Annotated in this window: 10 protein-coding genes; 3 read left to right on the top strand and 7 right to left on the bottom strand. The window is 43.6% G+C overall.

What is annotated here, in order from left to right; translation table 11 throughout:
• Positions 1-6 precede the first annotated feature (6 nt).
• Both CWC02_RS17530 and CWC02_RS17525 read left to right on the top strand, forming a co-directional pair.
• Complete coding sequence (locus CWC02_RS17530) at positions 7-426, top strand: hypothetical protein (protein ID WP_138619600.1); 420 nt, start codon at positions 7-9, stop codon at positions 424-426.
• A 406-nt stretch (positions 427-832) separates the two neighbouring features.
• Complete coding sequence (locus CWC02_RS17525) at positions 833-1,267, top strand: DUF4019 domain-containing protein (RefSeq protein ID WP_249364130.1); 435 nt, start codon at positions 833-835, stop codon at positions 1,265-1,267.
• 327 nt (positions 1,268-1,594) lie between these two features.
• Here the strand turns inward: CWC02_RS17525 and CWC02_RS17520 are convergent, their stop codons facing one another.
• From CWC02_RS17520 to CWC02_RS17495, 6 genes are all read right to left on the bottom strand, one after another.
• The gene (locus CWC02_RS17520; protein ID WP_249364129.1) at positions 1,595-3,541 is read right to left on the bottom strand and encodes a family 43 glycosylhydrolase; all 1,947 of its coding nucleotides are present in this window, start codon (positions 3,539-3,541) and stop codon (positions 1,595-1,597) included.
• A 12-nt stretch (positions 3,542-3,553) separates the two neighbouring features.
• On the bottom strand, positions 3,554-4,765 hold the full coding sequence (locus CWC02_RS17515; RefSeq protein WP_138619599.1) for an aldose epimerase family protein: 1,212 nt from the start codon (positions 4,763-4,765) through the stop codon (positions 3,554-3,556).
• A 71-nt stretch (positions 4,766-4,836) separates the two neighbouring features.
• On the bottom strand, positions 4,837-5,421 hold the full coding sequence (locus tag CWC02_RS17510; RefSeq protein WP_138619598.1) for an HAD family hydrolase: 585 nt from the start codon (positions 5,419-5,421) through the stop codon (positions 4,837-4,839).
• Positions 5,422-5,557: 136 nt separating this feature from the next.
• Entirely contained in the window at positions 5,558-7,057 is a 1,500-nt protein-coding gene (araA, locus tag CWC02_RS17505; RefSeq protein WP_054552271.1) for an L-arabinose isomerase, read from the bottom strand.
• A 23-nt stretch (positions 7,058-7,080) separates the two neighbouring features.
• A complete protein-coding gene (locus CWC02_RS17500; protein ID WP_063528078.1) occupies positions 7,081-7,776 on the bottom strand; it encodes an L-ribulose-5-phosphate 4-epimerase in 696 nt (231 codons plus the stop codon).
• Positions 7,773-9,425, bottom strand: a complete 1,653-nt coding sequence (locus tag CWC02_RS17495) for a ribulokinase (RefSeq protein WP_138619597.1) — start codon at positions 9,423-9,425, stop codon at positions 7,773-7,775. Before CWC02_RS17495 ends, CWC02_RS17500 begins: the two co-directional genes overlap by 4 nt.
• A 231-nt stretch (positions 9,426-9,656) precedes the next feature.
• On the opposite strand from CWC02_RS17495, the gene tal reads away from it, so the two are divergent.
• Positions 9,657-10,610: a transaldolase gene (tal, locus tag CWC02_RS17490; RefSeq protein WP_138619596.1), complete on the top strand. Its 954-nt coding sequence runs from the start codon at positions 9,657-9,659 to the stop codon at positions 10,608-10,610.
• A 121-nt stretch (positions 10,611-10,731) separates the two neighbouring features.
• On the opposite strand, the gene tkt is transcribed toward tal, so the two are convergent.
• On the bottom strand, positions 10,732-12,732 hold the full coding sequence (gene tkt / locus CWC02_RS17485; RefSeq protein ID WP_138619595.1) for a transketolase: 2,001 nt from the start codon (positions 12,730-12,732) through the stop codon (positions 10,732-10,734).
• Between the last annotated feature and the right edge of the window lie 338 nt (positions 12,733-13,070).

Below are 13,070 nucleotides of genomic sequence, written 5' to 3'. Positions count from 1 at the left end.
CTCATTATGGCTATTAACTCATTAGCAAGTGCGTTAACTAACTCAAACGCAGATACAGCAAGCAGTAATACCAACTCAAAAGTAGGCTACAAACTCAGCAACCAAGAAATGAATAAGCTCTCTGGTCGTGAAGTAGAGCCCGCTCAAAAAGAAGAAGTATCTAGCGAACTCCCCGCACATATTCGCAAAATGGTTGAACAACTTGAAAAGCTCAAAGAACAACTCGAACTTGCCAAAGAGCAATTAGCCAAACTGCAAGCACTCAAAAACCAAGAAGATGAAACTGTAAAAGTGCAAGTTGAAACACAGACCAAGATGGTTATGGAAATCCAAACGCAAATAATGTCTCTTAGCCAATCAATTAGCGATGCGCTAAAAGAAGCTGGTATTAGCGATCCCGGAGTGCTAATGAGTGTGTTAGTTTGATGAAGGCTTTGAGCTTTAAGTCTCAAGATTTGCTCTTGCAACTTTCCCCTTGCTCACTCCTCATATAACACCCAAAAGCGAGTCAAAACCCAGTGAATATGCGGGCTCTGAAATATCGAGTGCGGAAATACGAAACTTCCTTTGCGGCTAAAATCAGTTATCTCATCTGTCATCTAGGCACACTACCACAATAGAGAAAAGTTAAACATTTAACTTTAAAATCAAAGCCATAACATTAAGAAAACAAAAGATTTAACCTTCTAATAAGTTCGAAATTAAAGCTCTCCTAGAATTAAATCAAAGCTTAACCTTGTCAAAACCCCGCTGAGCAATACTTTGTTAGTATAGAAATTAGCCAGCTCAATCGTACTATGGACTCCCCCTATCAACGAAGTGAGGGCGTGTTATGCGTCAAATTTTATTACTTTCTGTAAATGGATTTACGCTACAAAGATTTTTATTAATGACATGTCTTTGGGTGTGCTTTTTTGCCACAGCCGATGAAACAAACCCAATTCTTACCGCAAGAGCATGGTTAACTTTAGTGGACAATGGTGAATATATAAAAAGCTGGGAACAAACTGATCCACAATTTAAAGCAAAGACTCCACAAACAAAATGGCTTAAAGCATTAGATTACGCGCGAGTTCCTCTTGGTAGAGTGATGTCTAGAACTTACTTTTCCACTTCAGAGTATTCATCACTTTCGGGATTACCTGATGGCGAGTATTTAGTTATTAAATTTAAAACCGAATTCATTAATCAAGACAGTGGCATGGAAACAATCAGTTTGAGTAAAAATAATGGCCAGTGGCAACCTTTAGGTTATTTTATTAATTAGGAGTTTGCAAAGTTTGAGATGGATTATGTTGGGTTTCGCTTCGCTCAAACCAAGCTACCCGAAGAATGAGTAGGGCAAGTAATATGGTAGGCGTCACGCTTGCTTGGCACGTCATGAAAGCAATACCCTACGAGCAGACAAACATATCACCAACATACCCCACCGCTCAGCTTGGAACTTTACTCTCGTTAACTTTACTCTCGTTAACTTTACTCTCGTTAACTTTACTCTCGCTAACTTTACTCTCGCTAACTTGCAGCTTTCAGCTATAAAAAAAGCCACTCATAAATGAAGTGGCTTTGGTTGAGTCGATTTTTTACTTATAACTTAATTTGGTTCACGCAGATGGAACACTTGGCACTTGTTACCTAAATCTGGTTGTTGTGCGAAGTTAGTGTTTTCAGCTAAACCACAGTTACTTAAGCCAAGCGCTTGTTTTGTGTAGCGGTTGATTAGCATCACGCCACCGCCTTCTACCGGAGCAATACGCCACTGTGCTGTTTTCGCAGCACAAGACGCCATTTCTACGTTGGCACCTGGTACTAGGGCGTTATCAGCTACCGCAGCACAGAACTCGCTGTCAGCGCTTTGTTTAAGACTTACATAGCCTGTATCTGTTGGTGTGAAGAACCATTGCTGTGCATCTTTATGCGTAAAAGCTTGTTGCTCAACATTGGTACCCGCTTTAACCGTACCAGCCACGCTAAGTGCTTTACCACTTTGTTGGGTTAATACGACAACACTGCCCATAGGGCGTAATTGCCAGTCGCCACACGCTGTTGCGTCGCTTTGCTGTAAAACCGCTTGGTTTTGTGCGGCAGAACAACCAGCAACCGCTAATGGCTTGCCTGTGTAACGGTTAGTAATAGAGACATTACCATCTGTACTTGGTGCTACTTTCCATTGCTGACAGAAGTTATTGCGCCATGCTGCAGATTGTACTTTAGCGTTATCTGCGTCATTACAGCTTTCAAGCTCTAAGAACTTGCTGTCTTCACGGTTAGCTAAACGAACAAAACCATCTGTTGTTGCATCAATAACCCATTGACCATTGGTGCTTGCACACTGACGTTGAACTGCACGTGCATCTTGTGGATCAGCTGCAATGTCTAAACATAAGCCGCTTGTTGCATTCACTAATTGGTAACGTTGACCTTGCACTCGCGTTACCAGTGGGCCGTATTCACCTGATGGCGGAGCTACTTCAACGCCTGGTGTTAATGGTTTACCAAAGCTTGGTGTGCCATCGTCGTTCCAAGTGAATTTTTGCGCACGTAATGAACGCGTCGCACTACAACCGTGCTCTACCGAATCATTACCGTGATAAACTAACCAATCTTCTGTGCCGTCTGGCGATGTGAAAAAGCCGTTGTGACCTGGGCCAAACACTTCTTCTGTACGCTCAAATACTGGCTTTTCGTATTTTTTCCAACTGCTCGCTTTAAGCGGATCGTCACCAACAAGCTCAAGCATACCTAGTTTGTAATCTGGCGTATTACAGAAGCTTGCTGAGTACGTCATAAACGTACGGCCATTGTGCTGTAAAATTTCAGCGCCTTCAGTGACTTTACGACCACTGATTTCCCAATCTAACTCAGGACGCGTGATCACCGTATGTGGTGAGTTCTTCTTCAGAGTCCATGGGTTTTCCATTTCAGCAATAATGTTTAATTGCTGATCACCCTGCCATTGTGAGTAGATCACATATAGCTTGTCTTTGTATGTTAGGTAGTTACCGTCGATGTTCCATACGTTAGGCATTAATGCGCCCTTGTATTCGTATGGACCCATAGGATCATCACCAGCACTTTCTAATACGTTTAAGTGTTGGTTATCTAAAGTGCCATCAGTACCAGCTGTGTACATCATGTACCAACGGTAGCCGTTTGGCCCTTTTAGACGATGGAACTCAAACGCCCAGAAGTTACAGCAACGCTCAGGGTTCGAATCAGACCAAACATTGATAGGTGTTGCATCTGCAAGGCCCGCTAATGTTGGTGATTTACGCATCACTAACTCAGAAGTCCACGTTGTTGTAGTTAGGTAATAGTTACCATCCCAATACTCAAGCCATGGATCGGCGCCATTTGGGAAAAGAGGATTAGTAAAAATACCATCATCTTGAATTGGCGCTTTTGCTGTGGCTGCGACATCTGCTTTGGCTGTGTTGTCTTCAGCCGTAGTCTGACAGCCCGTCAGAGCGCCAAACGACAAGGCAAATAGGCTAGCTAAACCAGCCTTTTGCATTGCGTTTTTAAGCTTTGTTGTTTTCACGTTTGTGTTCCTTTATTTTGTACCAAATTCGTACACGATGCGTGTTGAATACACGTCACCTGGCAGTAATGTTGTGCTTGGGAACGTTGGCTGATTAGGTGCATCAGGGAAATGCTGTGGCTCTAAACAAAAACCACTTCTGAAATTATGCACTAAGCCAGACGCTTGCTGAGTACTACCGTCTAAGAAGTTACCTGAATAAAACTGTACTGCTGGCTCTTCTGTGTAAACTGTTAACGTACGACCAGAGTTTGCTTCGTAAACCGTCGCCGCTTCAACAAGTTCATTGCTTGGCGTGTCTTTAAGCACAAAGTTATGGTCATAACCTTTACCAAGTTTCAGTTGTTCATTGCTTGCTTTGATATCTTGACCGATTGCTTTAGCAGTACGGAAGTCAAACGGTGTGCCAGCCACATCCATCAACTCACCAGTTGGGATCAAGCCGCCATCCACAGGCGTAATTGCTTTTGCGTTAATTTGCATTTGGTGATCAAGAATGTCGCCTTTACCCGCTAGGTTAAAGTAGCTGTGCTGCGTCATATTGATGATGGTCGGCTTGCTTGTTGTTGCAATAAACTGCATATCTAGCGTGTTGTTGTTCGTTAGCGTGTAAGTCACTTCTGTCGTCACTTCACCCGGGTAACCTTGGTCACCATCAGGGCTCACTAAGCTTAAGGTTACACCTGCGCTGTTTTGCGTCGTGAACGGTGTCATGTTCCACACTTTTTTGTCGAAACCTTGTACACCACCATGTAAATGGTTGTCACCATCGTTAGTCGCTAATTGGTATTCAGTGCCATTTAAGGTGAATTTACCGTTTGCGATACGGTTACCAAAACGACCGATGATTGCACCGTAGTAAGTTGTCGCTTTTGTGTATGCTTCTAGGTTATCTAAACCCAGTACAATATTACCCATTTCGCCTTTTTCATCTGGCGTTTCAATACGCGTGATAATGCCGCCGTAGTTAATCACATCAACGCTAATACCATTGCTGTTAGTCAGCGTTACTTGATTAACTGGCGTTTGATCAGCAAGTACGCCATAGGCCGTCATTGATGCTGAAGGGGAAGTCGTCATATTGTCTCCTTGATGAGCACACGCTGGTGTAAGGGCAATCCCACATGTCACCAACAATGCATAAAGCCCGCGCGACTTTTTCGTGTTCGAACTGGCTGTTTGATGAGTTGTTTTTAAACCTTGGAAAACACATTGCAATGACATATGAATAACCTTTTTGTAATTGTATTTATAGTTTTATAATACAAATACAGGTGTCATTGCAAATTTAATCGCTAAAGTTGGATTTTGCCGTCTTTCACCATGATGCAATCCATCCCCGCACTTTTGGCGGCTTGGTAGCCAATTTGCGTGTCTTCAAACACCACACATTGACTTGGTTCAACACCTAAAAGCGCTGCTACTTTTAAGAATGTTTCTGGATTCGGCTTGCCTTTACTAACATCACTGGCAGTCACTAAGGCACCAATTTTATTAATTAAATTAGTCTCTGTTAGATGATCAATTGCATGCTCGCGATCAGCCCCCGTGCCCACACCCATTGGCAATACACCATGGTACTTTTCAAGTACTGCGACGGTTTCGTCAATCACCAGTGGATGATGTTGTAAATCAACCCAAAACTGGTGTTTATCTTTTGCCACAACCAAGGGGTCATGATCTAAACCAAATTTTTCGTTAAGCATTTCAATTGTTTTAACGGTCGGAATGCCGCCTAAGCTATACATGTAGTCGTAATCGAATGGATACCCATAAGCTTCGCAAGCTTTTTGCCATGCCTTTAAGTGACTGCCCATTGAGTCAATCAAGGTGCCATCCATATCAAAAATAATGCCTTGGTAGGCGCTTAAATCGATCATATCTACTCCTAAAAAGTTTCGCTTCACAATAGCATAAGCCAGCGAAGAGCGTGGCTCATCACTGGCTTAATCGACAACAAAATTTGGGGTGAACGTGCTCACACACAGCACGTTCTAGTACATAAAGTACTAATTCTTACAGGCCACGTTTTAGCATGTAGTAAGCTGCGTTATGACGAAGCTCTGTTTTGAAACCACGGATCGTCGTATCGTTATCGATGATCATCGTTTCAACGCCAGCCATTTCAGCAAAATCGATAATCATATCGGTTGTTACTGCTTGGCTGTATGCAGTGTGGTGTGCACCACCGGCGTGGATCCATGCAGCTGATGCTACAGATAGATTTGGTTTTGGTTCCCAAAGCGCTGAAGCAACAGGTAAGTGAGGTAAATCAGCTGGCGGAGCCACTGTGTCTACTTCGTTAATTAGAATACGGAAACGGTTACCCATATCAATTGGTGATACGTTGATTGCAGCACCTGGTTTTGCAGTAAACAATAAACGACCTACATCACATTTCACACCAATAGTGTGCTGGTGAACTTCAAGACGTGGTTTTTGCGCTGCAATTGAAGGACACACTTCTAACATGTGTGCGCCAAGTACTTGGTCAGTCTCACCCATGTTGTAAGTGTAATCTTCCATGAATGAACAACCACCTTCACGGCCTTCACCCATTACTTTCATGATGCGAACCATAGCAGCTGTTTTCCAGTCACCCTCACCACCGTAACCATAGCCTTTCGACATTAGGCGCTGTGTAGCAAGACCCGGAAGACCAGAAAGACCTGATAAGTCTTCAAAACAGTTTGTGAATGCTTTAAAGCCACCTTTCTCTAAGAAACGCTCCATACCAAGCTCTAAACGTGCTTCGTTGCGTAGCATTTTCACTGCGTAATCGTCTTGTAGAGTTTCGTCAGCAATTACATAGTCTTGCTTATATAGCTCTAACTGTGCATCGATTTCGTCTTCTGTGATTGTATCAACCACTTTTACAAGCTCAGCGACACCAAACGCATGTACTTCATAACCAAAAGTAATTTGCGCTGAAACTTTGTTACCTTCAGTCACCGCAACTTGACGCATGTTGTCGCCAAAACGCGCAACTTTAAGTGTTTGGCTTTCTGCCCAACCTTTTGCCGCACGACACCAGTCATCTAACTGCTGTTGTACGTCAGCACGTTGCCAGTGACCTGCAACAACTTTACGCTCTTTACGCATTACAGTACCGATGAAACCGAACTCACGGTCACCGTGTGCACTTTGGTGCGTATTCATGTAGTTCATGTTGATGTCAGACCAAGGAAGGGCTGCATTGAACTGAGTATGAAGGTGTAACCAAGGCTTACGTAATTCGCTTAGGCCAGCAATCCACATTTTCGCAGGTGAGAAAGTGTGCATCCATAAAACTAAACCAACACAGTTAGGATCCGTATTTGCCGCTTGGCAAACAGCGTGAATTTCTTCAGGTGATTTAACGGTAGGCTTACATACCAAGTTTACTGGTAGGTTCGCTTCGCTGTTTAAGCCCGCTACAATTGCTTCGCTGTCTTTGGCAACCGTTTCTAACACCTTAGGACCATAAAGATGTTGTGAGCCGGTAACAAACCAGACTTCTTTCGTCATCGTCGTCATGTTAATAATCCTCTAAATTCTTGCTATTTGCTCTGACCGTAATACGCGTTTTTACCGTGCTTACGTAGATAATGTTTATCCATCACAGCTTTTTTAAGTTCAGCTGCGTGTGGATCTAAAGTGCGTGTTAAATACGCCATGCGTGCAATCTCTTCGAGTAGCGCGGCATGGTATACAGACTGAGCGGCATCTTTACCCCACGTGAAAGGCGCATGACCCGCAACAATCACCATAGGTGCAGCTTTCGGATCGCGGTCTTGATACGCATCAGTAATTTGAATACCGGTTTCTAATTCATAATCGCCATTCACTTGCTCATCGGTTAGCTCACGAGTACAGGTGATGTCACCGTGTACATAGTCAGCGTGAGTTGTGCCAAGGCAAGGAATGCTTTGTTTTGCTTGCGCCCATGCAGTTGCATAGGTCGAATGCGTGTGTGTTACACCGCCAATTGAATCAAAGTGGCGATATAAATGAACATGTGTTTTTGTGTCAGAAGACGGACGCATAGAACCTTCAACAATGTTGTTTTCAAGGTCAACGATAACCATGTCGTCGGCTTTCATTTGGTCGTACGAAACACCACTTGGTTTAATTGCAATCACACCTTTGTCGCGGTCGATTTGCGATACGTTACCAAAGGTATAAATTACTAAGCCACGACGTTGCAGCTCCATGTTCGCTTCATAGACTTCACGTTTTAGTTCAGTAAAACTCATGCTTTGTCTCCGTTTACATAGCTTGCAAGTGCTTGGTAGTTAGCATAAAGCTCGTCATACACAGCAACGCGCTCAGGGTTTGGTAAGTACTGATGACATACTGACGACGCCATTACTTTTTGAGCATCTTCTACTGTTGCGTGCTCACCTGCAGCAACCGCAGCCATAATTGCCGCACCCAATGCACAGCTTTGCTCACTTTCTAAAACGTCGATTGGGCAATTCCAAACATCAGCACAGGTTTGCATTACGTAGTCTGATTTTTTAGAAATACCGCCGATAACGACCACAGACTCGATTGGCACGCCTTCGCTACGGAAACGCTCAGTGATAGCACGTGCGCCAAACGCAGTTGCTTCAACAAGCGCTTTGAAGAACTTAGGTGCATCAGTGCCCATTTTTAAGCCTGTTAATGCCATGGCAACGCTTTGGTCAGCATCTGGCGTACGACGACCATTTACCCAATCAAGCGCCGTTACATCGTTGCTTGTTACAGGCAATGCAGCTGCCGCTTTTGATAACTCAACTAAGATTGAGTCTTCTAGCTTGTTAACTAACGCTTGCTCAGCGTCAGATAAATTTGTAAGTTGGCGAGTTGGCCAAAGTACGAGGTTCTTGAACCATGCGTATAAATCACCAAACGCAGATTGACCTGCTTCTAAGCCAACCATTCCAGGGATCACTGAGCCGTCAACTTGACCACAAATACCTTTAACGCAAGTATCACCTAGCTGCACTTGAGACGTTACAGTGATGTCACACGTTGAGGTACCCATTACTTTAGTTAGAACACCAGGGCGAACATTGGCTGCAACTGCCCCCATGTGACAGTCAAATGCACCGTAACCAACAACAATACCTTGTGGTAAACCTAGCTTCTCGGCCCACTCAGCAGTTAAGTTGCCGGCAACTTGGTCGCTTGGCTCTGTGGTTGCATTTAACGTATCAACAACACCATCTAATAGTGGATCGATATTGCTGAAGAAGCTGTTTGGTGGGAAACCGCCCCACTGCTCATTCCACATTTGTTTGTGGCCCGTTGCACAACGCCCTAGCTTTAATACTTCAGGGTGAGTTGTGCCGCACATTAGCGCGGTCATCCAATCGCAGTGCTCAACCCATGAATAAGTGGCTGCTTTTACACTGCTATCAACGCGGAAAATATGTAATGCTTTGGCCCAGTACCACTCAGAAGAGTAGATACCGCCCATGTGTGAAAGGTAGTTCACTTCGTTGTTAGTGGCAGCTGCAGTGATTTCATTTGCTTCTTTAATAGACGTATGGTCTTTCCACAAAATGAACATTGCATTTGGGTTTTCTGCAAATTCTTCAGTTAATGCCAGTGGTGTACCTTGGCTATTAATTGCCACAGGCGTTGAGCCAGTTGTATCAAAGCTCATACCCACTACATTGTCTGCAGTACCCGCTGGAACTTGTGACCATAGACCATTTACTACTTCTACAAGGCTATCAATATAGTCTTGTGGATGCTGACGAAACTGATCCTTACTTGGGTCACAATATAAGCCTTGTGCCCAGCGCGGGTAGTTTACTAAATGGCTGGCAAGTTCTTCACCAGTCGCAACATCAACGAGTAATGCTCTTACCGAGTCTGACCCGTAGTCTAATCCCAACGTATAACGAGACATAATTACCTTTCACTAATTGCTTACTAACATTGTTAGTCATTATCTTTATTTGTATGATAATATCAACAATACCAGATTGTAAAGGTATTATAAAAATATTATTAACAGGATTATTTGCTGCTGGCGGGCGATTTATTGCGCAGTTTCTCTGGAAGATTAGATTGTTTTTTCAGCACAAATAATAGGTTAAAGCCACTACATTAACTTTTGTATGATAAGAATGAGATAACTATGTCTAGTCAATTAGAACAACTTAAAGCAGTGACAACCGTTGTTGCTGACACGGGTGATTTTGAAGCAATCAACGAATATAAACCGCAAGATGCAACAACAAACCCATCACTAATCTTAAACGCGATTCAAATTGAGAAATATCGCCCACTTGCTGCCGAAGCCGTATCATGGGCAAAAGCACAAAGCAGTGACGCAGCTGAAGTTGTAACAAAAGCAGCTGACAAGCTAGCGGTATTAATTGGCTCTAAATTAATGGAGCAAGTGCCGGGTTTAGTTTCAACAGAAGTGGATGCGCGTTTATCATTTGATACTCAAGCAACCATTGATAAAGCACTTGAGCTTGTTGCTCTATATAAAGAGCAAGGTATCGATACATCGCGCGTGTTAATCAAAATTGCTTCAACATGGGAAGGTATTCAAGCGGCTAAAGTACTTGAAGCACAGGGTATCCGTTGTAACCTAACGCTGGTATTTGCATTTGCTCAAGCACGCGCTTGTGCCGAAGTAGGTGCTTACCTAATTTCACCATTCGTTGGTCGTATTCTTGACTGGTACAAAGCACAAGATGCAAGCGCTGATTTCGACGGTGCTAACGATCCGGGCGTTAAGTCAGTCACGCATATCTACAACTACTTCAAAAAGCACGGCTACGACACGATTGTAATGGGCGCAAGCTTCCGTAACATCGGTGAAATCCAAGAACTAGCAGGTTGTGACCGTTTAACTATCAGCCCTAAATTACTTGCTGAACTAGCTGCAACTGACGCACCATTAACTCAAAAGCTATTACCAGCAACAGAAAAAGCAGACGCGCCAGCAGCCATGACCGAGCAGGCTTTCCGCTGGGAAATGAATGAAGATGCCATGGCAACTGAAAAGCTAAGCCAAGGTATTCGTCAGTTCGCAATTGACCAAGAGAAACTAGAGTCAATCTTAAGCGAATTAGTTTAAACCGATTGTTTAAGCAGCAAAAAGCCCGCAAACCAAAGTTTGCGGGCTTTTTTATTGCCTGCACATCATCACAAAGGCAGGCTTATCGTGTTGCGATTACGATAATTTTTAGCCAGTCACATTATTCAGCAAGTAATGCGTTTGCTTTTGCAACTAGGTTTGCCACTGTGAAACCAAAGTGCTCAAGCAGTACTGCGCCAGGCGCTGACTCACCAAATGTGTCCATACCTAGTACATCACCATCTTGGCCAACATACTTGAACCAGAAGTCACGGTGTGCAGCTTCAACAGCAATCTTTGGTGTACCCGCTGGTAGCACGCTTTGACGGTATGCTTTGTCTTGGCTGTCAAACTGATTCGTTGATGGCATAGATACCACGCGAACTTGCTTGCCTTGTGCTGTTAATTCAGCAGCAGCATTCACAGCTAGTTCTACCTCAGAACCCGTTGCAATAAGGATAAGCTCTGCAGCTTGTTCGCTATCAACAAGTACATAACCCCCTTTAGCAATGTCAGCAACTTGCTGTGCATCACGTGCCATCGCTTTTGTACCCTGACGGCTGAAGATCAGTGAACTTGGGCCTGTTTCTTTTAATAACGCTTGGCGCCAAGCTACCGCAGCTTCAGTTTCATCACACGGACGCCATGCAGTCATATTTGGTGTCATGCGAAGGTTAGCGATTTGCTCGATTGGCTGGTGAGTTGGACCATCTTCACCTTGACCGATTGAGTCATGGGTATACACAAAAATGCTCTGTGCTTTCATCAATGCTGCCATACGTACAGCATTACATGCGTATTCCATAAACATTAAGAAGGTTGCGCCAAATGGAATGAAACCACCATGTAATGCAATACCATTCATGATTGCGCTCATACCAAACTCACGTACGCCATAGAATACGTAGTTACCATCAGCTGCATCTTGTAAACCTTTTGCTTCTGGCCATAAGGTCAAGTTAGAACCGGCAAGGTCAGCAGAGCCACCCATTAATTCTGGAAGCTGGTTAGCAAAGAAAGTGATCGCATTTTGTGATGCTTTACGTGTCGCAATGTTTTGCATGTCGGCTTGGCATTTAGCAATGTACTCATCAGCTAATTCAGCGAAGTTAGCTGGTAATGCTTTTTCAAGAACACGACGTGTGTATTCTTTTGCTAGTTCAGGGTGTGCTTTGCTATAAGCTGCAAACTTTTGCTGCCATGCACCTTCAAGCTCTTGGCCTTTCGCTTGATTATTCCACTCGTTATAAACCTCTTGAGGAACTTCAAATGCTGGGTGTGGCCAATTTAGCTGCTCACGTACTGCAGCGATTTCGTCGTGACCCAGTGGTGCACCGTGACAGTCGTGGCTGCCTGATTTGTTTGGCGAGCCAAAACCAATCACTGTTTTACAACAGATTAGTGTTGGTTGCGTAGTATTGCTTTGTGCCGCTTCGATTGCACCCGCAATTGCATTCATATCGTGACCATCAACATCACGGATAACTTGCCAACCGTAAGATTCAAAACGTGCAGGTGTATCGTCGGTAAACCACCCTTCTACTTCACCATCGATAGAGATGCCATTGTCATCCCAAAATGCGATTAGCTTGCCTAGGCCTAATGTACCTGCCAGCGAACATGCTTCGTGCGAGATACCTTCCATTAAACAGCCATCACCCATAAAGCAGTAAGTAAAGTGATCAACAATATCAAATTGTGGCTTATTGAATTGCGCTGCTAAGGTTTTTTCAGCGATTGCCATACCAACTGCGTTAGCAATACCAGAACCTAATGGGCCTGTCGTTGTTTCAACACCCGGTGTGTAACCATATTCTGGGTGACCCGGTGTTTTAGAGTGAAGCTGACGGAATTGCTTAATATCTTCAATACTTACGTCGTAACCGCTAAGGTGTAACAATGCATATTGCAGCATTGAACCATGGCCATTCGATAACACAAAGCGGTCACGGTTAGACCAGTCTGGGTTTAATGGGTTATGACGGTGAAAGTTTTGCCACAATACAGCTGCAATATCAGCCATACCCATCGGCGCACCAGGGTGGCCTGAGTTAGCTTGTTGAACGGCATCGACAGCAAGTATGCGAATAGCATTTGCAGATTGAGAACTAGGCAGAGTCATCTTATTAGCTTCCTGTTAATATTATAATATAAATAATATCGCAAAAACTCACCCAAATAGCAACTTAATAAAGCGCTATGCCAGTAATGACGTGTATTTAGGCCCATTTTGTACCGCTAAGCGCAGGTTTTAACACCATTTTATTGTTAATAACTTTTTCTAACTAAAGAAATGAAAACACCGCTCAAAATAACCAAGCAAAAGTAGTGAAATATGCTTATTTATCAAGTAATTCCCTTAACTAATTTAGATTACAAGAGCCAGACCTTGCTACAATTTGGTACATTATTTCATTGTTCAAGCCATTAATAACGACTTAATGTTAACGAGACTTTTCA

Source organism: Pseudoalteromonas sp. S2721, assembly GCF_005887425.1.
Classification (GTDB): Bacteria; Pseudomonadota; Gammaproteobacteria; order Enterobacterales; family Alteromonadaceae; genus Pseudoalteromonas; species Pseudoalteromonas simplex.
Note: the sequence above shows the minus strand (reverse complement) of the source record. Positions and strands in the feature narration are given on the sequence as shown.

Bases quoted from the DNA above. Each gene is read 5' to 3' on its own strand.
- araA (WP_054552271.1), bottom strand. From the start codon at position 7,057: ATGACGACGATGACGAAAGAAGTCTGGTTTGTTACCGGCTCACAACAT.
- CWC02_RS17530 (WP_138619600.1), top strand. From the start codon at position 7: ATGGCTATTAACTCATTAGCAAGTGCGTTAACTAACTCAAACGCAGAT.
- tal (WP_138619596.1), top strand. From the start codon at position 9,657: ATGTCTAGTCAATTAGAACAACTTAAAGCAGTGACAACCGTTGTTGCT.
- CWC02_RS17495 (WP_138619597.1), bottom strand. From the start codon at position 9,425: ATGTCTCGTTATACGTTGGGATTAGACTACGGGTCAGACTCGGTAAGA.
- CWC02_RS17515 (WP_138619599.1), bottom strand. From the start codon at position 4,765: ATGTCATTGCAATGTGTTTTCCAAGGTTTAAAAACAACTCATCAAACA.
- CWC02_RS17500 (WP_063528078.1), bottom strand. From the start codon at position 7,776: ATGAGTTTTACTGAACTAAAACGTGAAGTCTATGAAGCGAACATGGAG.
- CWC02_RS17510 (WP_138619598.1), bottom strand. From the start codon at position 5,421: ATGATCGATTTAAGCGCCTACCAAGGCATTATTTTTGATATGGATGGC.
- tkt (WP_138619595.1), bottom strand. From the start codon at position 12,732: ATGACTCTGCCTAGTTCTCAATCTGCAAATGCTATTCGCATACTTGCT.
- CWC02_RS17525 (WP_249364130.1), top strand. From the start codon at position 833: ATGCGTCAAATTTTATTACTTTCTGTAAATGGATTTACGCTACAAAGA.